21 protein-coding genes are annotated in these 20,463 nt (G+C 59.5%); 4 read left to right on the plus strand and 17 right to left on the minus strand.

Annotated elements, in window-relative coordinates; all coding sequences use genetic code 11:
• Positions 1–100: 100 nt before the first annotated feature.
• Positions 101–919 (minus strand): XRE family transcriptional regulator, encoded by an 819-nt coding sequence (locus tag SJI00_RS17715; protein WP_322462997.1) that lies wholly within the window; start codon positions 917–919, stop codon positions 101–103.
• Between the two features lie 176 nt (positions 920–1,095).
• Here SJI00_RS17715 and SJI00_RS17720 point away from each other — a divergent pair, with 176 nt between their 5' ends.
• From SJI00_RS17720 to SJI00_RS17730, 3 genes are all read left to right on the plus strand, one after another.
• The gene (locus SJI00_RS17720; protein ID WP_322462998.1) at positions 1,096–2,538 is read left to right on the plus strand and encodes an alanine/glycine:cation symporter family protein; all 1,443 of its coding nucleotides are present in this window, start codon (positions 1,096–1,098) and stop codon (positions 2,536–2,538) included.
• Positions 2,539–2,686: 148 nt separating this feature from the next.
• Positions 2,687–3,676, plus strand: a complete 990-nt coding sequence (locus tag SJI00_RS17725; protein WP_322462999.1) for an asparaginase — start codon at positions 2,687–2,689, stop codon at positions 3,674–3,676.
• A gap of 368 nt (positions 3,677–4,044) precedes the next feature.
• Positions 4,045–6,630, plus strand: a complete 2,586-nt coding sequence (locus SJI00_RS17730) for a bifunctional diguanylate cyclase/phosphodiesterase (protein WP_322463000.1) — start codon at positions 4,045–4,047, stop codon at positions 6,628–6,630.
• A gap of 104 nt (positions 6,631–6,734) precedes the next feature.
• Here SJI00_RS17730 and SJI00_RS17735 read toward each other — a convergent pair whose 3' ends face one another.
• Both SJI00_RS17735 and SJI00_RS17740 read right to left on the minus strand, forming a co-directional pair.
• Positions 6,735–7,307, minus strand: coding sequence for a single-stranded DNA-binding protein (locus SJI00_RS17735; protein WP_322463001.1), 573 nt, complete (start codon positions 7,305–7,307; stop codon positions 6,735–6,737).
• A gap of 9 nt (positions 7,308–7,316) precedes the next feature.
• Positions 7,317–8,708 (minus strand): MFS transporter, encoded by a 1,392-nt coding sequence (locus SJI00_RS17740; RefSeq protein ID WP_322463002.1) that lies wholly within the window; start codon positions 8,706–8,708, stop codon positions 7,317–7,319.
• A 129-nt stretch (positions 8,709–8,837) separates the two neighbouring features.
• Between SJI00_RS17740 and uvrA the strand changes: the two genes are divergently transcribed.
• Positions 8,838–11,672, plus strand: a complete 2,835-nt coding sequence (gene uvrA / locus SJI00_RS17745; protein WP_322463003.1) for an excinuclease ABC subunit UvrA — start codon at positions 8,838–8,840, stop codon at positions 11,670–11,672.
• A gap of 69 nt (positions 11,673–11,741) precedes the next feature.
• On the opposite strand, the gene bfr is transcribed toward uvrA, so the two are convergent.
• From bfr to rplF, 14 genes are all read right to left on the minus strand, one after another.
• Entirely contained in the window at positions 11,742–12,206 is a 465-nt protein-coding gene (gene bfr, locus SJI00_RS17750; RefSeq protein WP_322463004.1) for a bacterioferritin, read from the minus strand.
• 163 nt (positions 12,207–12,369) lie between these two features.
• On the minus strand, positions 12,370–13,809 hold the full coding sequence (locus SJI00_RS17755) for a catalase (protein ID WP_322463005.1): 1,440 nt from the start codon (positions 13,807–13,809) through the stop codon (positions 12,370–12,372).
• Between the two features lie 169 nt (positions 13,810–13,978).
• A complete protein-coding gene (gene rplQ, locus SJI00_RS17760; RefSeq protein WP_322463006.1) occupies positions 13,979–14,365 on the minus strand; it encodes a 50S ribosomal protein L17 in 387 nt (128 codons plus the stop codon).
• Between the two features lie 42 nt (positions 14,366–14,407).
• The gene (locus tag SJI00_RS17765; RefSeq protein WP_296269207.1) at positions 14,408–15,409 is read right to left on the minus strand and encodes a DNA-directed RNA polymerase subunit alpha; all 1,002 of its coding nucleotides are present in this window, start codon (positions 15,407–15,409) and stop codon (positions 14,408–14,410) included.
• A 22-nt stretch (positions 15,410–15,431) separates the two neighbouring features.
• A complete protein-coding gene (gene rpsD / locus SJI00_RS17770) occupies positions 15,432–16,052 on the minus strand; it encodes a 30S ribosomal protein S4 (protein ID WP_312934673.1) in 621 nt (206 codons plus the stop codon).
• 15 nt (positions 16,053–16,067) lie between these two features.
• Positions 16,068–16,457 (minus strand): 30S ribosomal protein S11, encoded by a 390-nt coding sequence (gene rpsK / locus SJI00_RS17775; protein ID WP_003255454.1) that lies wholly within the window; start codon positions 16,455–16,457, stop codon positions 16,068–16,070.
• An 18-nt stretch (positions 16,458–16,475) separates the two neighbouring features.
• Positions 16,476–16,832, minus strand: a complete 357-nt coding sequence (rpsM, locus tag SJI00_RS17780; protein WP_012316515.1) for a 30S ribosomal protein S13 — start codon at positions 16,830–16,832, stop codon at positions 16,476–16,478.
• Positions 16,833–16,962: 130 nt separating this feature from the next.
• Complete coding sequence (gene rpmJ, locus SJI00_RS17785; protein ID WP_002555468.1) at positions 16,963–17,079, minus strand: 50S ribosomal protein L36; 117 nt, start codon at positions 17,077–17,079, stop codon at positions 16,963–16,965.
• A gap of 27 nt (positions 17,080–17,106) precedes the next feature.
• On the minus strand, positions 17,107–18,438 hold the full coding sequence (secY, locus tag SJI00_RS17790) for a preprotein translocase subunit SecY (RefSeq protein ID WP_322463007.1): 1,332 nt from the start codon (positions 18,436–18,438) through the stop codon (positions 17,107–17,109).
• Positions 18,439–18,873, minus strand: a complete 435-nt coding sequence (rplO, locus tag SJI00_RS17795) for a 50S ribosomal protein L15 (protein WP_312934669.1) — start codon at positions 18,871–18,873, stop codon at positions 18,439–18,441.
• Between the two features lie 3 nt (positions 18,874–18,876).
• Positions 18,877–19,053, minus strand: a complete 177-nt coding sequence (gene rpmD, locus SJI00_RS17800; RefSeq protein ID WP_029614570.1) for a 50S ribosomal protein L30 — start codon at positions 19,051–19,053, stop codon at positions 18,877–18,879.
• 2 nt (positions 19,054–19,055) lie between these two features.
• Positions 19,056–19,556 carry a 30S ribosomal protein S5 gene (rpsE, locus tag SJI00_RS17805; RefSeq protein WP_003255465.1) on the minus strand — a complete coding sequence of 167 codons (501 nt, stop codon included), beginning with the start codon at positions 19,554–19,556 and terminating at the stop codon, positions 19,056–19,058.
• 3 nt (positions 19,557–19,559) lie between these two features.
• Entirely contained in the window at positions 19,560–19,910 is a 351-nt protein-coding gene (gene rplR / locus SJI00_RS17810) for a 50S ribosomal protein L18 (RefSeq protein ID WP_312934667.1), read from the minus strand.
• 10 nt (positions 19,911–19,920) lie between these two features.
• Complete coding sequence (rplF, locus tag SJI00_RS17815) at positions 19,921–20,454, minus strand: 50S ribosomal protein L6 (RefSeq protein ID WP_060478898.1); 534 nt, start codon at positions 20,452–20,454, stop codon at positions 19,921–19,923.
• Between the last annotated feature and the right edge of the window lie 9 nt (positions 20,455–20,463).

A 20,463-nucleotide genomic window follows, 5' to 3' on the forward strand; every position in this document is an offset into this window, starting at 1 on the left:
ATGGGGCATCGCTGCACCGTGTCAGGCCTCTTCCCGGCGGCATGGCGCAACGATTGTGCATTGGCTGGAAAGCGCGCCAGCTCGCTCATGCTCGAGCGAATCACTCGATCTCCAGCAGCCCATTGGTAATCGGCCCGACACTCAAGCGTTCGCGCACGTCATCGTCGATGCGCGGGTCGTCAGGGTGGTACAGCTTGACCTGGCGATAGGCATTGATGCGGTTGATCTCGACGCCGAGAAACTCCCATAGCACACGGGTGCAGGCCGGCGTGCGCCGGTCGCCGCTGGAGACGCCGATCTTCAGGCCATTGAGGCGGGTGATGCGACTCTTGAAGCTGGGGATGAGAATGGTCTGGCTGATCTCGTTCACGGTCAGCGACTCGTAGTCGACCATGAACAAGCGGTCCTGCAGTTGAAACGCAGCCCCCAGGTAACGGCACCGTACCCAGTCTTCGGACTGCACATTGGTACTGCTGGAGCGTTCCTGACGTTCTTGGCGCTCGAACAGATACCGCCCCCGCTCTTCGCGCACGTGCACCAGCGACAGCAGGATCATGCCCGGCACGGACATGCTGTTGGCGTATTCGAAGTAGTAGCCGCAGTAGCGCGAAAGGTTGCCGCAGTGCTCATGCAAGGGCTGGAACAGTTCAGCGAAGGGGTCGCTCTGCGAGCGCTGGGCCTGGGCGGTGGTGCGCGCGCCGATCAGCCGGGCGAACTGCTCGGGCGGCAGGCCCAGTTCGTAGTCCTCGACACCGAAGAAGTCGCCAATGCGCTTGAGGTTGTAGCGCGTCGGCTGGCTTTGCCCGCTGAGGTACTTGTTGAACTGCGCGCGGTTCATCGCCAGCTGCCGGCAAACCTCGGAAATAGAGCGGTAGTGGCTGCAGGCCAGCTTGAGATTGGCGGCGAAGTGCTCACTCATGGGTCGATCCAACTGATGCGATAAGCGCCAGTCTAGCATCAAGTCGCATCAAATCAGACAAAACCGCGAAATTGTAACGCTTCGTGTCATGGCCAACCATGCGCCCCATTGAGTAGTGCCGCCCTGGTGCGGCCTGCTGGTGTCCAACGCGAAAAATAAGAATCGAGGTTCTTTTCATGCTCGACGTACTTAACGATTTCCTTTCGGGGAAGCTCCTCATCGTGCTCATTGTTGGCCTGGGCAGCTACTTCACGATCCGCTCACGGTTCGTGCAGTTCCGCCACTTTGGTCACATGTTCGGGGTGTTCAAGGAATCGCTTCGCGGCCAGGCAGGCCAGCTCAGTTCGTTCCAGGCCCTGATGCTCAGCCTCGCGGGCCGTGTCGGCGCCGGTAACATCGCAGGCGTCGGCATCGCCGTGACACTCGGCGGCCCAGGCGCAGTGTTCTGGATGTGGGTCACCGCACTGGTGGGCATGTCCAGCAGCTTCTTCGAGTGCACCCTGGCCCAGGTCTACAAGCGCGCCGAAGGCGACGGCCTGTACCGCGGCGGCCCGGCGTACTACATCCTGCACGGGCTGAAATTCAAGGGCATGGCGATCGTCTTCTCGATCCTGCTGCTGGTCACCTACGGCTTCGCCTTCATCGGCCTGCAGTCCTACACCGTGACCCACTCGCTGCAGAACGCCTTCGCCTTCGAGCCGACCCACACCGGGATCGTCCTGGCGGTGCTGCTGGCCATCACCTTCCTCGGCGGCATCAAGCGCATCGCCTCGGTGTCGGACCTGCTGGTTCCGGTCAAGACCCTCGCCTACATCGGCGTGACTCTGTACGTCATCGGCACCCAGATCGACCACGTACCGGCCATGCTGGCGACCATCTTCAAGAGCGCCTTCGGCCTTGATCCGGCCTTCGGTGGCCTGGTCGGCAGCGCCATCGTCATGGGCGTGAAACGCGGCGTGTTCGCCAACGAAGCCGGTCTGGGCAGCGCCCCGAACGTGGCGGCTGTTGCGGCGGTCAAGCACCCGGGCGCGCAAGGTGTGGTCCAGGCCTTCAGCGTCTTCCTCGACACCTTCGTGATCTGCACCTGCACCGCGCTGCTGATCCTGCTCTCGGGCTTCTACACCCCAGGCTTCGAGGGTGATGGTATCGTCCTGACCCAGAACTCCCTGGCTGCGGTGGTCGGTGACTGGGGCCGGATCTTCGTCAGCGTTGCGTTGTCGCTGTTCGTCTTCACCTGCATCCTCTACAACTACTACCTGGGCGAAAACAGCCTGCAGTTCCTGACCCGCAACCGCGCCGTGCTGATGGGCTTCCGCGCCCTGGTGCTGGTGCTGGTGATCTGGGGTTCGACCCAGGACCTGTCGACCGTGTTCGCCTTCGCCGACATCACCATGACCTGCCTTGCCTTCGTCAACCTGGTCGCCCTGGCGCTGCTGTTCAAGGTCGGTCTGCGGGTGATGCGCGACTACGATGCCCAGCGCCGCGCTGGCATCAAGCAGCCGGTGTTCGACTCCAGCAAGTTCAACGACCTGGACCTGGACCGTGCGGCCTGGCCACCCGAGCCGCAGGCTCAGGCGACTGGCGAGTCGACCGTCGGCCACGCCCAGCCGCTGCGCTGATATCCTCCCCCTGCCAGCCGCCCCGTTCGTGGGCGGCTGACGCTTTCTTCACATTCGGGCCTCATCGCCAGCATTTCGGCTCATCCGTGAGTTGGAACGCCGAAGGCATGACCGGCGACCCGGCCTGACATCGCTATGGAATGCGCCAATGCGTGCAGTCAAGAATCTCCTCGTTCTCTACACCGGTGGCACCATCGGCATGCTGGAAACCCCACAAGGCCTGGCGCCGGCGGGTGGTTTCGAGGCGCGCATGCGCGATCACCTGGGCCAATGCCCTGACGCGCCATCGCTGCAATGGTCGCTGCGCGAGCTCAACCCGCTGATCGACAGCGCCAACATGCAGCAGGCCAACTGGCTGGCGATGCGTGACGCCATCGTCGATGCCGTCGAGCACAGCGGCCATGACGGCATTCTGGTGCTGCACGGCACCGATACCCTGGCCTACAGTGCGGCGGCATTGTCTTTCCTGCTCCTGGGTCTGCCCGCGCCAGTGCTTCTGACCGGCTCCATGCTGCCGGCCGGTACACCTGACAGCGACGCCTGGGACAACCTGATCGGCGCCCTGCGCCAGTTCGAGCGCGGCCTGGACGATGGCGTGCAGTTGTACTTCCATGGCCGGCTGTTGCACGGTTGCCGCGCCTCCAAATTGCGCAGCGAGGCGTTCGATGCGTTCACTGCACCCGCCCGCCATCGCGATGGCGAACGCGCCGCAGCGATACCCGTGACCCTGGATTACCGCCACGTGCGTCAGCCTGTGAAATTGGCTGTATTGCCCGTGTTCCCGGGGCTGTGCGCCGATCACGTGCACGCTCTGCTGGCCAGTGGCATCCAGGGGCTGGTGCTGGAGTGCTATGGCAGCGGTACGGGGCCGTCCGATGACCAGGCGTTGCTGCACGCCTTGCACTCGGCGCAGCAGCGAGGCGTTGTGGTCGTTGCCATCAGCCAGTGCCCGGAGGGTTCGGTGGTGTTCGACACCTATGCCGCGGGAAGCCGCTTGCGCGATACCGGGCTGGTCAGTGGCGGCGGCATGACCCGCGAAGCGGCGCTGGGCAAACTGTTTGCGCTGCTAGGGGCGCAGTTGACGCCGCAGGAAGTGCGCCAATGGTTCGCGCTCGACCTGTGCGCAGAGCGCGCCTGAGGAGAGTGTCGGTTGTTTGTGTGCGGGCCGGTAACGGTCTGCCCGACCGGCGCGCTCATCGACTGCGGGTATGAAGTACGGTCTCCGAGCGCCCATCCACACCCTGCGAGGGCTATGCGTTCGCAGGGTGTTTCTTTTTGTGGCGTGAACGTCTCGGCACTGGCCAGAGCCTCATCTGCCAGCCCGACGCCAACGGTCTGGTTGCCCGTGGCCGCATAGCCGCCAAGTCACACCTGCATCAGGCCATCTACAATCAATACCGCTGCGCGGTGTCATCGGCGCGCTACGGTATCGAGCCCCCTAAAACTGATCGCTGCGCGGCCGATAACCTGACATCACCCTCCGTGCCGGGACCCAGCGATACACTTATGCCTGAAGACCCCAACGCCCTCGCCAGCTTTGCGCAGCCCCGCTCAAGCGTGACGATCATCCGTGCCTCACTGCTCAAGTTCGTCGGCCTGCTGACCGCGGTCTTCTTCCTCGCCGCGTATCTGATCGTCTACCTGGCGCATGACCTGGATCGCAACGAAGAACTCGAAAGCGCGTTCTATACCCAAAAAGCCCTGTCATCGATCGAAAAGTCCCTTGGGACCACGGTCAAGGATTACGCATTCTGGGGGGACGCCTACAAGCATCTGCACGAAAAGGTCGATCCCGAGTGGGCTTACATCAGGCAGAACGTCGGGCCAACGCTGTATGACGACTTTGGCGTGCAGGGCGTGTTTGTCGTCAACGCCACCGATCAGACCGTTTATTCCGTTATCAACGGGCAATTGCAGTCGGTGCAGGCGTCGGCATGGCTCGAGCAAGCGCTGCCCGACCTCTTGAGCAAAGCCAGAGCCGGCGCCGAAGCGGAAACACCTGCGATTCTTTTCGTCAGTATTGGCGGTCGCCCGGCACTGGTGGGTGCTGCGGCGATCACGCCCGGTACCGACCCCACCGTGACAGCCGATGCGGGTCCAGCGTCTGTGTTGATTTTCGTCGACATCCTCGAAGACAAGAGGCTGCTGACGCTGGGCAAGGACTACGGGGTGAATGCGCTACGCATCGCCACAGCGGCTGAACTCAACAAGCCTTCCGTCTTCGCTTTGGGCCCGGAGGGCACTGCCGGGAGCCTGCACTGGCAACCGCCAAAACCGGGCGAACGCCTGATCAACCTGGGGTTACCCTTGATCGGCGTGGCTGCGCTGCTGGTCTGCCTGATGGCCTGGGCGATATTGCGGCGCACCACGGCCAGCGCACAGGCGCTCGATGCCAGTTATGAATCCCTGCAGAACAGCCAATCGGCATTAGCGATCAGCGAAGCGCGCTTTCGGGACGTGGTCGAAGCCAGCTCCGATTGGGTGTGGGAAATCGATCCGCAGGGACGCTTCACCTATCTCTCGGAACGCTTCGAAAGCGTGACCGGCATGGCCCGAAAAACATGGCTCGGCGCGTCCATGGATCAACTGCTGTGCACTGAACTGGGCACGGTAACCCAGTGGTTGAGCATTCCCAATCGGCGTCCGGACGTGAGTGTCCAGTGCAGTTATGTCGACAACCACGGCCAGCAACGCATTACCCGCCTGTCTGCCAGAGCGATGACCAATCACGGCTTCCGAGGCACTGCCACAGACGTCACGGAGGAAATCGAGTCGCGTCGGCGAATCGAATTCTTGTCGCAGCACGATCCCCTGACCGGGCTGCCCAATCGAGCACGGCTCAGAGAGTTCCTCGACAGCAAACTGAGGTCGGCGCCAACCGCCGAGCAGCCGCTGGTCATGCTCAGTCTGGACCTGGATCGCTTCAAACCGGTCAATGACCTGCTGGGGCATGCTGCGGGCGATGCGGTACTGGGCGAGGTGTCCAGACGCCTCGCCAGCCGCGTTCGCCATGGCGACCTGGTGGCGCGTATCGGCGGCGATGAGTTCGTGCTGATCGTGACCGACCTCAATACCCAAGAGGAAGTCGAAGCCCTGTGTCAGCGCCTGATCGACTCGATCGAGAGCCCTATCCAGGTCGGCGAACAGGAGGTCTTCGTCAGCGCCAGCATTGGTATCGCCATGGCCCCTGTAGACGCCAACGAGGCCACCGAACTGCTTCGCTACGCAGACATCGCGCTCTATGAGGCAAAGTCGGCAGGGCGCAATACCTGGCGGTTCTATGCCGGCGACATGAACTCGAAGATCATCGAGCGCCGCCGCCTGGAAAGCGACCTGCGCTTTGCGATCAAACATGGTGAGCTGCGCCTGCATTTCCAACCACGCTTTCGCATCGCCGATGGCAAGATGGTGGGCGCTGAAGCGCTGGTACGCTGGCAGCATCCGCAGCGGGGTCTGATCCCACCGGACACGTTCATCCCCATCGCAGAAGAAACGGGTCTGATTCTGCCCTTGAGCAATTGGGTGATGGAGACTGCTTTCACCTATGCCGCCGACTGGCCGGAGCATCTGTTTGTCTCCGTCAATCTCTCGCCCTGCGAGTTCCAGCGCGGCAACGTGGTCGAACGCGTGCAGCGGGCATTGCAACAGTCAGGCATCGAGCCTGGGCGGGTGGAACTTGAAATCACCGAGAACGTGATGCTCGACGATGCGACCGCTGCCCTGGAGATCATGCGCACGCTGAAGTCCATGGGCCTTCGCATTGCGATGGACGATTTCGGCACTGGTTATTCCTCATTGAGCTACCTGCGCACGTTCCCCTTCGATGGGCTGAAGATCGACCGCAGCTTCCTGTCCAAACTGAGCGCCAGCGAACAGGATCAGTCGGTCATCAAGGCCATTGTCGGCCTGGGCCATGCCCTGTCACTGACCGTGACGGCGGAAGGTGTCGAAACGCAGGAGCACCTGACGTTGTTGAAGTCCGTGCTCTGCGATGAGGGCCAAGGCTTTTTTCTCAGCCGCCCCCTGGACACCGATGGCTTCGGCGCACTGGTTCGAGTGACCGAAGGCGCTCTGTTGCCCGGCAACCGCTAAACGGCTGTGGCGTAGCGGCACGCCTGGGCGCTAGGCATAAAAAAAGCGAAGCCAGGACAATGGCTTCGCTTTTTTTATGGGTACGGCTGTGAGACAACTGGGTTTCAGAACGGAATATCGTCATCGAAGCTGTCGAAGTCCGCCGCAGGCTGCTGCTGAGCCGGCTGCTGTTGCTGCTGTTGCTGAGCAGGACGCTGTGGCGCCTGCTGCGGACGCTGGGCCTGCTGGCGCGGCGCCTGGTTGTATTGTTGCTGCTGGCCGTTGTTATCCTGATTGTACTGCTGCTGGCCACCACCCTGGTTGTAACCGTCGTTACCGCCCTGCTGGTTTTGCGGACGGCCGCCCAACAGCTGCATGGTGCCGTTGATGTCGACGACGATCTCGGTGGTGTAGCGCTTGACGCCGTCTTTTTCCCACTCACGGGTCTGCAGCTTGCCTTCGATGTAGCACTGCGAACCTTTACGCAGGTACTCGCCAGCGATTTCGGCAACTTTGCCGAACAGCGACACACGGTGCCACTCGGTACGCTCGACCTTCTGGCCCGATTGCTTGTCGGTCCACTGCTCGCTGGTGGCCAGGCTCAGGTTGGTCACGGCGTTACCGTTGGGCAGGTAGCGGACTTCGGGATCCTGACCACAGGTACCGACCAGAATGACTTTGTTAACCCCACGGGCCATAACGTTCTCCTAGGCTTCGCACGCCGATGACGCTGGATTGACCAGCCGTTCAAGGGTCGTGCGATCCAAAATTTTCGTATCCAGTTTGATATAGATGGCAGCTTCATCTGCCACCACCACGGCGTCGGTCACACCCGGGACAGCCATGAGGCGCTCGGCCAGCCCGGCGTCGCGCATTGCCTCCGGCGTCAGCGGCATGCGCAGGCTGGTCACATAGGGCGGCTCGTTCATGCCCACGGCACAGATCAGCCACACCACACACAACACTGCACACCCAAGAAACACAACGCTCAAGCCACCGTGCTGGAACAACCAGCCACCGAGAATGCCTCCCAGCGCGGCGCCGAGGAACTGGCTCGTGGAGTAGACCCCCATGGCCGTTCCCTTGCCGCCGGCAGGCGACACCTTGCTGACCAGTGAAGGCAAGGACGCCTCCAGCAGGTTGAACGCTGTGAAGAATATCACGGTGCCGATGACCAGTCCGCGCAAGTTGTCAGCCCACTGCCAGAAGAACACCTCCACCAGCAGCAGCACACTGACAGCCCCGAGCAACACGCGTTTCATCTTGCGCTTCTTCTCGCCATAGATGATGAAGGGCACCATTGCGAAAAATGAGATGAGCAACGCGGTCAGGTATACCCACCAGTGTTCTTCCTTGGGTAGACCAGCCCCGACATAGGCCAGCGGCAAGGCGATGAAGCTGGCCATGAGGATGGCGTGCAGGACGAAGATGCTCAGGTCCAGCCGCAGCAGGTCGGGGTGGCGCAGGGTCGGGCCCAGAGCCTGCCGGGCGACCCCCGATTCGCGGTGCGTCAGCGCGGTGTGCGCATTGGGTACCACGAAGGCGACGATGCCCAGGCCGATCACCGCAAGCGCGGCGGTGGCGAGGAAAAGGCCTGACAGGCCGAAGGCACTTGTCAGCAGTGGGCCGACGACCATGGCTACTGCGAACGACAGGCCAATGCTCATGCCGATCATGGCCATCGCCTTGGTCCGATGCTGTTCGCGGGTCAGGTCCGAGAGCAGTGCCATCACCGCCGCAGAGATCGCTCCGGCGCCCTGCAACACGCGCCCGAGGATCACCCCCCAGATGGAGTCGGCCTGCGCCGCCAGCACGCTGCCCAGGGCAAACACCAGCAGGCCGAGGTAGATCACCGGGCGGCGCCCGATGCGGTCGGAAATCATCCCGAAAGGGATCTGCAGCACGGCCTGGGTCAATCCGTAGGCACCGATTGCCAGGCCGATGAGGGCCGGCGTTGCGCCCGCCAGATCCATCCCGTAGGTCGCCAGCACTGGCAATACCATGAACATGCCCAGCATGCGGAAGGCGAAGACCAGGGCAAGCCCGCCAGCAGCGCGTGTCTCAGTGCCACTCATGCGTTCGCTATGGGTGTCGTGCATGGATAAACCTCGTGTGAACCGGCAGCGATTCTATCAGTCGGACCGCTTATGGGCATATACGCGACGCTTTGCCGCGTGATGGCAGGGGGCCGTATACTTCTTCGTTTATGCCCGCCAAGCGAGGCTGCAGTGGACAAGATCCTGATTCGTGGGGCACGAACCCACAACCTGAAAAACATCGACCTGACCCTTCCACGAGACAAACTGATCGTCATTACCGGGCTCTCCGGTTCTGGCAAGTCCTCACTGGCCTTCGACACCCTCTACGCCGAGGGGCAACGTCGCTATGTGGAATCGCTGTCGGCCTATGCCCGTCAGTTCCTGTCGATGATGGAAAAGCCTGACGTCGATACCATCGAAGGCTTGTCGCCGGCCATTTCAATCGAGCAGAAATCCACCTCGCATAACCCTCGCTCCACCGTCGGCACCATCACCGAGATCTACGACTACCTGCGCCTGCTCTACGCCCGCGTGGGCACCCCTCGCTGCCCGGATCACGATATCCCGCTCGAAGCGCAGACCGTCAGTCAGATGGTCGACCTGGTGCTCGAACACCCTGAAGGCAGCAAACTGATGCTGCTTGCGCCGGTCATCCGTGAGCGCAAGGGTGAGCACCTGGCGGTATTCGACGAACTGCGCGCGCAAGGCTTTGTACGGGCGCGGGTCAACGGCAAGTTGTACGAGCTGGATGAACTGCCCAAGCTCGACAAACAGAAAAAGCACAGCATCGATGTGGTGGTCGACCGCTTCAAGGTACGCGCCGACCTGCAGCAGCGCTTGGCCGAGTCGTTCGAGACCGCGCTGAAGCTGGCGGACGGCATCGCCTTGATCGCCCCGATGGACGATGAAGCCGGTGAAGAAACCATCTTCTCCGCACGCTTCGCCTGCCCGATCTGCGGCCATGCGATCAGCGAGCTGGAACCCAAGCTGTTCTCCTTCAATAACCCGGCCGGCGCCTGCCCGACCTGTGACGGCCTGGGGGTGAAGCAGTTCTTTGACATCAAGCGCCTGGTCAATAACGAGCTGACCCTTGCCGAGGGCGCCATACGCGGCTGGGACCGACGCAACGTCTATTACTTCCAGATGCTCGGCTCGCTGGCCAAGCAGTTTGGTTTCAGCCTCGACGAACCCTTCGGCGAGCTGTCTGCAGAACACCAGAAGGTCATCCTGCAAGGTAGCGGCAAAAACAATGTGGACTTCAAGTACCTGAACGACCGCGGCGATATCGTCAAGCGCTCGCACCCGTTCGAAGGCATCGTGCCGAACCTGGAGCGTCGCTACCGCGAGACCGAATCGTCGACGGTGCGCGAAGAGCTGGCCAAGTTCCTTGGCACGCAGCCCTGCCCCGACTGCCGCGGTACCCGTTTGCGTCGTGAGGCGCGGCACGTCTGGGTCGGCGAGAAAACCCTGCCGGCGGTCACCAACATGCCCATCGGCGATGCCAGTGGCTATTTCGCCGAGCTGACCCTGACCGGACGCCGTGGCGAGATCGCTGCAAAGATCCTCAAGGAAATCTGTGAGCGTCTGCAGTTTCTGGTCAATGTCGGTCTCGACTACCTGACCCTGGACCGTAGCGCGGAAACCTTGTCCGGTGGTGAGGCCCAGCGTATTCGCCTGGCCAGCCAGATTGGGGCAGGCCTGGTGGGGGTGATGTACATCCTCGATGAACCCTCCATCGGCCTGCATCAACGCGACAACGACCGCTTGCTGGGCACGTTGAATCACCTGCGCGACCTGGGCAACACGGTGATCGTGGTCGAGCATGACGAGGACGCCATCCGCCTGGCCGACTACGTGGTCGACATCGGTCCCGGTGCAGGCGTGCATGGCGGCCAGATCGTGGCAGAAGGGACGCCCGAAGAGGTCATGGCCCACCCCGACTCGCTGACCGGCAAGTACTTGTCCGGACGCAAGAAGATCGCCGTGCCGGCCAAGCGCACATCGCGCGACAAGAAGCTCTCGCTCAAGCTCAAAGGGGCGCGTGGCAACAACCTGCAAAACGTCGACCTTGAACTGCCGATCGGCCTGCTGACTTGTGTGACCGGGGTCTCGGGGTCGGGCAAGTCCACGCTGATCAACAACACGCTGTACCCACTGGCCGCAGCGGCCCTCAACGGCACCACCAGCCTTGAAGCTGCAGCGCATTCGAGCATGGACGGCCTGCAGCACCTGGACAAAGTGGTGGACATCGACCAGAGCCCGATCGGTCGAACCCCCCGTTCCAACCCCGCGACCTATACCGGGTTGTTCACGCCTATTCGCGAGCTGTTTTCCGGCGTCCCCGAATCACGCTCGCGTGGCTATGGGCCAGGTCGTTTCTCGTTCAACGTCAAAGGTGGCCGCTGTGAAGCGTGCCAAGGCGACGGCCTGATCAAAGTGGAAATGCACTTCCTGCCGGATATCTATGTGCCGTGTGACGTGTGCAAGAGCAAGCGCTACAACCGCGAAACGCTTGAGATCAAGTACAAGGGCAAGAACATCCACGAAGTGCTGGAGATGACCATCGAAGAGGCACGTGAGTTCTTCGATGCCGTACCTGCGTTAGCCCGCAAGCTGCAAACGCTGATGGACGTAGGGCTGTCCTACATCAAGCTGGGGCAATCAGCGACCACGCTCTCGGGCGGTGAGGCGCAGCGCGTGAAGCTGTCGCGTGAACTGTCCAAGCGTGACACGGGCAAGACGCTGTATATCCTCGACGAACCCACCACCGGCCTGCACTTCGCCGATATCCAGCAACTGCTGGACGTGCTCCATCGCCTGCGCGACCACGGTAATACCGTGGTAGTCATCGAGCACAATCTGGACGTGATCAAGACTGCCGACTGGCTAGTGGATCTCGGCCCAGAAGGTGGCTCGAAGGGTGGGCAGATCATTGCCAGTGGCACGCCTGAAGAGTTGACCAAGGTCAAACAGTCCTACACAGGCCATTACCTCAAGCCATTGCTGGAACGTGATCGGGCTTGATGATCTGTCAGTAACGAAAAAGCCCCGCCAGTCATCCTGGCGGGGCTTTTTGTTATCAGTCAGACAAACTTACAGCTGCGACTGAAGGTAGTTTTGCAAACCAATCGATTTGATCAGGCCCTGCTGCTTCTCCAGCCAATAGGTGTGATCTTCTTCAGTGTCGGCCAGTTGCAGCTTGAGGATGTCACGGCTGACATAGTCGTTATGCAACTCACACAGCTCGATGCCTTTGCACAATGCCGCACGCACTTTGTATTCGAGGCGCAAATCGGCGGCGATCATCTCAGGCACGGTGGTGCCTACATCGAGATCGTCAGGACGCATGCGCGGCGTGCCTTCGAGCATCAGAATGCGGCGCATGAGCGCATCGGCGTGTTGTGCCTCTTCTTCCATCTCGTGGTTTATGCGCTCGAAAAGCTTGGACAAGCCCCAGTCTTCGTACATGCGCGAGTGGATGAAATACTGATCGCGTGCTGCCAGTTCGCCCGTCAGCAACGTGTTGAGATAATCGATTACGTCCGGGTGACCTTGCATCGACCTGATACTCCCTGAGTGATAGCGGTATAAGCCATAGTGTGAACCACGGCAGGTCCAAGGTCACTGAAAAACAGAATAAAGTTCGCAAAAACTGGGTAAACAGTAGTGATATGCATTGAATAACCGCCCGAATGAGGGCGGTTATTCTTATCATTACGACTTAACTGATATTACGCTGCAGCGCCTTGGCAATCCCCTGGCCGTACTCACGGTCAGCTTCATAGAAGTACTGCAACTGTCGCTCAATCACATCATCACTGACACTGGCCATCGTGCCGGCAATATTACCGATCAGCAGCGCTTGTTGTTCACGGGTCATCAAGCGGAACAGAGCACCCGCCTGGCTGAAGTAATCCCCGTCAACGCGGTGATCGTGACGGTCCGCCGCCCCGTTGAGCGCCAGTGCGGGCTCGGCGTGCCGTTCAGACTGCTTGGGCGCTTCGCTGTAACTGTTTGGCTCGTAGTTAGGCGCTGCACCATACGCCCCCTGCGCCATTGCACCATCGCGCTGGTAGCTGTTCACGGCGCAACGCGGCGCGTTGACCGGCAACTGCTGGTGGTTGGTGCCCACTCGATAGCGGTGCGCGTCGGCATAGGCGAATACGCGCCCCTGTAGCATACGGTCAGGCGACAACCCTACCCCTGGCACCATGTTGCTAGGCCCGAAGGCGGCTTGCTCGACTTCTGCGAAATAATTGCGCGGGTTACGGTTGAGCTCGAGCACCCCAACTTCGATTAACGGAAATTCTTTCTGCGACCAGGTTTTGGTGACATCGAATGGATTCTCCAGGCGATTGGCAGCGTGCTCTTCAGTCATCACCTGGATGTAGGCCGTCCACTTGGGATAGTCACCGCGCTCGATGGCCTCGAACAGGTCGCGCTGTGCATAGTCAGGGTCGGTACCGGCCAGGCGCGCAGCCTCTGCAGCGGACAGGTTCTTGATGCCCTGCTGGGTCTTGTAATGCCATTTGACCCAGGTGCGCTGGCCTGAAGCATTGATCAGGCTATAGGTATGGCTACCGAAGCCATGCATGTGCCGGTATCCATCTGGAATACCCCGATCGGAGAAGAGGATGGTGATCTGGTGCAAGGCTTCCGGCGAATGCGACCAGAAGTCCCACATCATCTGAGCGTTCTTCAGGTTGCTCTGCGGATGCCGCTTCTGGGTATGGATGAAATCAGGAAACTTCAGGGGGTCGCGAATGAAGAATACTGGGGTGTTATTGCCGACGACGTCCCAGTTGCCTTCTTCGGTGTAGAACCTCAGCGCAAAGCCACGCGGATCACGCTCGGTATCCGCAGACCCGCGCTCGCCCCCTACCGTCGAAAAGCGCAAGAACGTCTCCGTTTGCTTGCCGACCTGCTCGAACAACCGAGCGCTGGTGTAGCCAGTGATGTCGCGGGTAACAGTGAAAGTGCCATAGGCACCCGACCCCTTGGCATGCACACGGCGCTCGGGGATGTTTTCACGGTTGAAGTGAGCCAGTTTCTCGATGAGGTGGAAGTCATCGAGCATCAGCGGGCCGCGAGGGCCGGCCGAACGGGAATTCTGGTTGTCTGCTACTGGTGCACCGCTGGCGGTGGTGAGGATCGTGCTCATGGGCTCTCCTTGACGAGTTTCTAGCCGACTGACTGGCTTGAACAGGAGTATGCCCACGCGAGGTTGTTAGTTCTAATTAATTAGGGCTTTGAAAACGATAGACTAAGACAATAATTTAGGTACAAAAAAACCGGACACTAGGTCCGGTTTTCTTGAACAGACTGACGTCTTATTCAGCAGCTTCTACAACACCGCCAACAGGACGATCAACCAGCTCGACGTACGCCATAGGCGCGTTGTCGCCAGCGCGGAAACCGCACTTCAGGATGCGCAGGTAGCCGCCCTGACGGGTGGCGTAGCGCTTGCCCAGATCGTTGAACAGTTTGCCAACGATGGCTTTCGAACGGGTACGGTCGAATGCCAGACGACGGTTAGCAACGCTGTCTTCCTTGGCCAGGGTGATCAGCGGCTCGGCAACGCGACGCAGTTCTTTGGCTTTCGGCAGGGTAGTTTTGATCAACTCGTGCTCGAACAGCGACACCGCCATGTTCTGGAACATGGCTTTGCGGTGAGAGCTGGTACGGCTCAGGTGACGTCCACTTTTACGATGACGCATGATTCATTCCTTACCAAACACTACGTTCGGTGGTTACGACGATCAGGCAGTCGCCTTGTCGTCTTTCTTAAGACTTGCAGGCGGCCAGTTGTCGAGGCGCATGCCGAGAGACAAACCACGTGAAGCCAGAACGTCCTTGATTTCAGTCAGGGACTTCTTGCCGAGGTTAGGAGTCTTCAACAGCTCTACTTCGGTACGCTGAATCAGGTCGCCGATGTAGTAGATGTTCTCCGCCTTCAGGCAGTTGGCCGAACGTACGGTCAGTTCAAGGTCGTCTACCGGGCGCAGCAGGATCGGATCGATCTCGTCTTCCTGCTCAACCACGACCGGCTCACTGTCACCTTTGAGGTCGACGAATGCAGCCAACTGCTGTTGCAGAATGGTTGCAGCACGGCGAATAGCCTCTTCAGGATCCAGAGTACCGTTGGTTTCCAGATCGATGACCAGCTTGTCCAGGTTGGTACGCTGTTCAACACGGGCGTTCTCGACCACATAGGCGATACGACGCACCGGGCTGAACGAAGCGTCCAGCTGCAAACGGCCAATGCTGCGGCTTTCGTCTTCGTCAGTCTGACGGGAGTCGGCCGGCTCGTAACCGCGACCACGAGCTACGGTGAGCTTCATGTTCAAGGCGCCGTTGGACGCCAGGTTCGCGATTACGTGATCGGGATTGACGATCTCGACATCATGATCCAGCTGAATATCGGCAGCGGTAACCACCCCCGAACCCTTTTTCGACAAGGTCAGCGTAACTTCGTCACGACCGTGCAGTTTTATAGCCAGGCCTTTCAGGTTCAACAGGATTTCAATGACATCTTCCTGTACACCTTCGATCGCGGAGTACTCATGGAGTACGCCCTCGATCTCGGCCTCGACTACCGCACAGCCAGGCATAGAGGACAACAGGATGCGGCGCAGCGCGTTGCCCAGGGTATGGCCGAAACCACGCTCGAGAGGCTCGAGCGTGATCTTGGCGCGGGTAGGACTGACAACCTGCACATCAATGTGGCGGGGTGTCAGGAACTCATTTACCGAAATCTGCATGGATGCACCTATTTTCTAGCCCTTACTTGGAGTAGAGCTCGACAATCAGGTTTTCGTTGATGTCGGCGGACAAGTCACTGCGAGCAGGAACGTTCTTGAAAACGCCCGACTTCTTAGCAGTGTCAACGTCGACCCACTCAACTCGGCCACGCTGGGCGCACAGTTCAAGGGCTTGAACAATGCGCAGCTGGCTCAGCGATTTCTCGCGAACCGAGACCACGTCACCCGGACGAACTTGGTAGGATGGAATGTTCACAGTCTTGCCGTTGACGCTGATCGCTTTGTGCGAAACCAGCTGACGGGACTCGGAACGGGTAGAACCGAAGCCCATACGGTAGACGACGTTATCCAGACGGCACTCGAGCAGTTGCAGCAGGTTTTCACCAGTAGCGCCTTTTTTCGAGGCTGCTGCTTGGTAGTAACCGCGGAACTGACGCTCCAGAACACCATAGATACGACGAACTTTTTGTTTCTCGCGCAGCTGGGTACCGTAGTCGGACTGACGGCCACGGCGCTGGCCGTGGATACCTGGGGCTGCTTCGATGTTGCACTTCGATTCCAGAGCGCGAACGCCGCTCTTCAGGAACAGGTCAGTGCCTTCACGGCGAGACAGTTTGCATTTTGGACCAATGTAACGTGCCATTTATCTGTCTCCTGATTACACGCGGCGCTTCTTCGGCGGACGGCACCCGTTATGCGGGATTGGCGTCACGTCGGTGATGCTGGCGATCTTGTAGCCGCAGCTGTTCAAAGCACGAACGGCGGACTCACGACCTGGACCTGGACCCTTGACGTTGACGTCGAGGTTCTTAAGACCGTATTCCAGCGCAGCTTGACCAGCACGCTCGGCAGCAATCTGCGCTGCGAACGGGGTGGACTTGCGTGAACCACGGAAACCGGAACCACCGGAGGTCGCCCAGGACAAAGCATTGCCCTGACGGTCGGTGATGGTCACGATAGTGTTGTTGAAAGACGCATGGATGTGGGCGATGCCATCAACCACTGTCTTTTTGACTTTCTTACGAGGACGAGCAGCAGGTTTTGCCATGTCTATATTCCCGGGCGGTTACTTGCGGATCGGCTTACGCGGACCCTTACGGGTGCGTGCATTGGTCTTGGTGCGCTGACCGCGAACCGGCAGACCTTTACGATGGCGCAGACCGCGATAGCAGCCCAGGTCCATCAAGCGTTTGATCTTCATGTTGACGTCACGACGCAGGTCACCTTCAGTGGTGAACTTCGCGACTTCGCCACGCAGGGTTTCGATTTGCTCGTCGCTCAGATCCTTGATCTTTGCGGCTGGATTCACGCCAGCGTCTGCGCAAATTTTCTGCGCAGTGGTGCGACCAACACCATAGATGTAGGTCAGCGAGATAACAGTATGCTTGTTATCTGGAATGTTTACGCCTGCAATACGGGCCATTCAGTGGGACTCCAATTGACAGCTACCTACGCCCCGGAAGCCAAGAAATAGGGCGCGAGATAATATCGCTGTAGAAACGATTAATCAACCCAGCAGCGCACTAGCTGCTGGGCTTAAAGCACAATCACACTCAGCCTTGGCGCTGTTTGTGACGCGGTTCCGCGCTGCAGATCACTCGCACGACACCTTCGCGGCGAATAATCTTGCAGTTACGGCACAGCTTTTTCACCGATGCACGAACTTTCATTACCGACTCCTCGACCTTAGGGGCCTATCAGCGCAGCAGACTGCTGCCGCCATAGCCTTTCAGGTTGGCTTTCTTCATCAGGGATTCGTACTGGTGCGAAACGAGGTGCGATTGTACTTGGGACATGAAGTCCATCACAACCACTACCACAATCAGCAACGAGGTCCCGCCAAGGTAGAACGGCACGTTTGCAGCCACCACCAGGAACTGGGGCAGGAGGCACACGGCCATCATGTATAGAGCACCGAACATGGTCAAACGAGTCAGAACGCCATCAATGTAGCGAGCCGACTGTTCACCCGGACGGATACCCGGAATAAAGGCACCGGACTTCTTCAGGTTTTCCGCTACGTCTTTCGGATTGAACATCAGCGCTGTGTAGAAGAAGCAGAAGAAAATGATCCCTGCACTAAACAGCAAGATGTTCAACGGCTGACCAGGAGCGATCGACTGCGAGATGTCCTGCAGCCAGCCCATACCTTCAGACTGACCGAACCAGGCACCCAGCGAAGCCGGGAACAGCAGAATGCTGCTGGCGAAAATGGCCGGGATTACCCCTGCCATGTTCACCTTGAGCGGCAAGTGGCTGGTCTGCGCAGCGAAGACCTTGCGGCCCTGCTGACGCTTGGCATAGTGAACGGCAATGCGCCGCTGACCACGCTCGATGAACACCACAAAACCGATGATCGCTACTGCCAGCAACCCGATTGCAACCAGAGCGAAGATATTGATATCGCCCGTGCGCGCAGACTCGAAAGACTGCCCGATTGCTCTCGGAAGACCGGCAACGATACCCGCGAAGATCAACATCGAGATACCGTTGCCCACACCGCGCTCGGTGATCTGCTCGCCCAGCCACATCATGAACATTGCGCCTGCCACGAACGTGGAGACGGCAACCACATGGAAGCCAAGCCCTGCAGAAAACGCCACGCCCTGATTAGCCAGGCCAATGGACATGCCAATGGCCTGGACCAACGCCAGGATTACAGTGAGGTAGCGGGTGTACTGGCTGATCTTGCGACGGCCAGCTTCACCTTCCTTCTTCAACTGCTCCAGCTGAGGACTGACAGCGGTCATGAGCTGCATGATGATCGATGCCGAGATATACGGCATGATCCCCAATGCAAAGATGCTCATGCGCTCCAGCGCACCTCCGGAAAACATGTTGAACAAGCTAAGAATGGTCCCCTCATTCTGCCGAAACAGATCCGCCAAACGGTCGGGATTGATGCCAGGCACCGGGATATGTGCGCCGATCCGATAGACGATGATCGCCAGAAACAGAAAGCGCAGACGAGCCCAGAGTTCCGACATCCCGCCCTTACCGAGCGAAGAGAGAGCACCTTGCTTAGCCATTTATTCCTCGAATTTGCCGCCAGCTGCTTCGATAGCCGCACGCGCACCTTTGGTGGCGGCGATACCCTTGATGGTGACTGCACGAGTGACTTCGCCAGACAGCATGATTTTCACACGCTGTACGTTCTGGTTGATCACGTTGGCATCCTTCAAGGATTGCACGGAGACGACGTCGCCTTCCACTTTGGCCAGCTCGGACAGACGCACTTCAGCGCGGTCCATGGCTTTCAGGGAAACGAAGCCGAACTTCGGCAGGCGACGGTGAAGCGGCTGTTGGCCACCCTCGAAGCCTGGAGCAATGGTGCCACCGGAACGGGAGGTCTGACCTTTGTGGCCGCGGCCGCCAGTCTTACCCAGACCGCTACCGATACCACGACCCGGACGATGTTTCACGGGACGGGAACCCGGCGCTGGACTCAGATCATTGAGTTTCATCGATTAACCCTCGACGCGGAGCATGTAGTAAGCCTTGTTGATCATCCCGCGGTTCTCGGGAGTATCTTGGACTTCTACGGTGTGACCGATACGGCGCAGACCCAGACCCTTGACGCACAGGATGTGGTTAGGCAGGCGGCCGGCGGTGCTTTTGATCAGCGTTACTTTAACGGTAGCCATGATCAGAAGATCTCCTCGACGCTCTTGCCGCGCTTGGCAGCAATGGATTCAGGAGACTGCATAGCCTTCAGACCCTTGAAAGTGGCGTAAACCACGTTCACTGGGTTCGTCGAGCCGTAGCACTTGGCCAGGACGTTCTGAACGCCGGCAACTTCCAGGACGGCACGCATCGCGCCACCGGCGATGATGCCGGTACCTTCGGAGGCAGGCTGCATGTAAACCTTCGAGGCGCCGTGGGCGGCCTTGGTGGCGTACTGCAGGGTGGTGCCTTTCAGGTCAACCTGAATCATGTTGCGGCGAGCAGCTTCCATGGCTTTCTGGATCGCAGCAGGAACTTCGCGCGATTTGCCACGGCCAAAACCAACGCGACCTTTGCCATCACCTACCACGGTCAACGCGGTGAAGGTGAAGATACGGCCGCCTTTGACGGTTTTAGCTACGCGATTAACCTGAACCAGCTTCTCGATGTAGCCTTCGTCGCGCTTTTGATCGTTATTTGCCATAACTTAGAACTCCAGCCCGCCTTCACGAGCAGCATCAGCCAGCGCTTTGACGCGGCCATGGTACTTGAAGCCGGAACGGTCAAAGGCAACTTGAGATACACCGGCGGCTTTCGCACGCTCAGCAACCAGCTTGCCAACCTTAGTGGCCGCGTCGATGTTGCCGGTGGCGGCATCACGCAGGTCTTTGTCCAAGGTCGAGGCGCTTGCCAGAACCTTGCTGCCGTCTGCCGAGATGACTTGGGCATAAATGTGCTGCGACGAACGGAACACGCAGAGGCGCACGACTTCGAGTTCGTGCATTTTCAGGCGTGCTTTGCGAGCGCGACGCAGTCGAATAACTTTTTTGTCGGTCATTTGCTAGGCCCTACTTCTTCTTGGCTTCTTTACGACGGACGACTTCGTCCGCGTAACGCACACCTTTGCCTTTGTATGGCTCTGGCGGACGGAAACCGCGGATTTCAGCGGCCACCTGACCCACCAGCTGCTTGTCGATACCCTTGATCAGGATGTCGGTCTGGCTTGGGGTTTCAGCGGTGATACCGGCTGGGAGTTCGTAGTCGACTGGGTGAGAGAAGCCCAGGGCCAGGTTCAGGACGGTGCCTTTAGCCTGTGCCTTGTAACCAACACCGACCAGCTGGAGCTTGCGCTCGAAGCCTTGGCTTACGCCCTGGACCATGTTGTTCACCAGAGCACGGGTAGTACCGGCCATGGCGCGAGCTTGCTGGTCACCGTTGCGAGCGACGAAACGCAGCTCACCGGACTCTTCGGTAACTTCAACAGACGAATGAACGTTCAGTTCGAGAGTGCCCTTGGCACCCTTCACCGAAAGCTGCTGGCCGGCGAATTTGACTTCGACACCAGATGGCAGCTTAACGGGGTTCTTAGCGACGCGAGACATGCCTATCCC

The organism is Pseudomonas gebzensis (genome assembly GCF_034427815.1).
In the GTDB taxonomy this organism is placed as follows: domain Bacteria; phylum Pseudomonadota; class Gammaproteobacteria; order Pseudomonadales; family Pseudomonadaceae; genus Aquipseudomonas.

What these genes read in the sequence shown, in the direction of transcription:
- rpsM (WP_012316515.1), bottom strand. Translation starts at nt 16,832, where the DNA reads ATGGCCCGTATTGCAGGCGTAAACATTCCAGATAACAAGCATACTGTT.
- SJI00_RS17720 (WP_322462998.1), top strand. Translation starts at nt 1,096, where the DNA reads ATGCTCGACGTACTTAACGATTTCCTTTCGGGGAAGCTCCTCATCGTG.
- secY (WP_322463007.1), bottom strand. Translation starts at nt 18,438, where the DNA reads ATGGCTAAGCAAGGTGCTCTCTCTTCGCTCGGTAAGGGCGGGATGTCG.
- rpmJ (WP_002555468.1), bottom strand. Translation starts at nt 17,079, where the DNA reads ATGAAAGTTCGTGCATCGGTGAAAAAGCTGTGCCGTAACTGCAAGATT.
- rpsK (WP_003255454.1), bottom strand. Translation starts at nt 16,457, where the DNA reads ATGGCAAAACCTGCTGCTCGTCCTCGTAAGAAAGTCAAAAAGACAGTG.
- rpsD (WP_312934673.1), bottom strand. Translation starts at nt 16,052, where the DNA reads ATGGCACGTTACATTGGTCCAAAATGCAAACTGTCTCGCCGTGAAGGC.
- rplF (WP_060478898.1), bottom strand. Translation starts at nt 20,454, where the DNA reads ATGTCTCGCGTCGCTAAGAACCCCGTTAAGCTGCCATCTGGTGTCGAA.
- rpmD (WP_029614570.1), bottom strand. Translation starts at nt 19,053, where the DNA reads ATGGCTACCGTTAAAGTAACGCTGATCAAAAGCACCGCCGGCCGCCTG.
- bfr (WP_322463004.1), bottom strand. Translation starts at nt 12,206, where the DNA reads ATGCAAGGTCACCCGGACGTAATCGATTATCTCAACACGTTGCTGACG.
- SJI00_RS17740 (WP_322463002.1), bottom strand. Translation starts at nt 8,708, where the DNA reads ATGCACGACACCCATAGCGAACGCATGAGTGGCACTGAGACACGCGCT.
- rplR (WP_312934667.1), bottom strand. Translation starts at nt 19,910, where the DNA reads ATGACCGACAAAAAAGTTATTCGACTGCGTCGCGCTCGCAAAGCACGC.
- rpsE (WP_003255465.1), bottom strand. Translation starts at nt 19,556, where the DNA reads ATGGCAAATAACGATCAAAAGCGCGACGAAGGCTACATCGAGAAGCTG.
- SJI00_RS17755 (WP_322463005.1), bottom strand. Translation starts at nt 13,809, where the DNA reads ATGAGCACGATCCTCACCACCGCCAGCGGTGCACCAGTAGCAGACAAC.
- SJI00_RS17735 (WP_322463001.1), bottom strand. Translation starts at nt 7,307, where the DNA reads ATGGCCCGTGGGGTTAACAAAGTCATTCTGGTCGGTACCTGTGGTCAG.
- rplQ (WP_322463006.1), bottom strand. Translation starts at nt 14,365, where the DNA reads ATGCGTCATCGTAAAAGTGGACGTCACCTGAGCCGTACCAGCTCTCAC.
- SJI00_RS17725 (WP_322462999.1), top strand. Translation starts at nt 2,687, where the DNA reads ATGCGTGCAGTCAAGAATCTCCTCGTTCTCTACACCGGTGGCACCATC.
- SJI00_RS17715 (WP_322462997.1), bottom strand. Translation starts at nt 919, where the DNA reads ATGAGTGAGCACTTCGCCGCCAATCTCAAGCTGGCCTGCAGCCACTAC.
- SJI00_RS17765 (WP_296269207.1), bottom strand. Translation starts at nt 15,409, where the DNA reads ATGCAGATTTCGGTAAATGAGTTCCTGACACCCCGCCACATTGATGTG.
- rplO (WP_312934669.1), bottom strand. Translation starts at nt 18,873, where the DNA reads ATGAAACTCAATGATCTGAGTCCAGCGCCGGGTTCCCGTCCCGTGAAA.
- SJI00_RS17730 (WP_322463000.1), top strand. Translation starts at nt 4,045, where the DNA reads ATGCCTGAAGACCCCAACGCCCTCGCCAGCTTTGCGCAGCCCCGCTCA.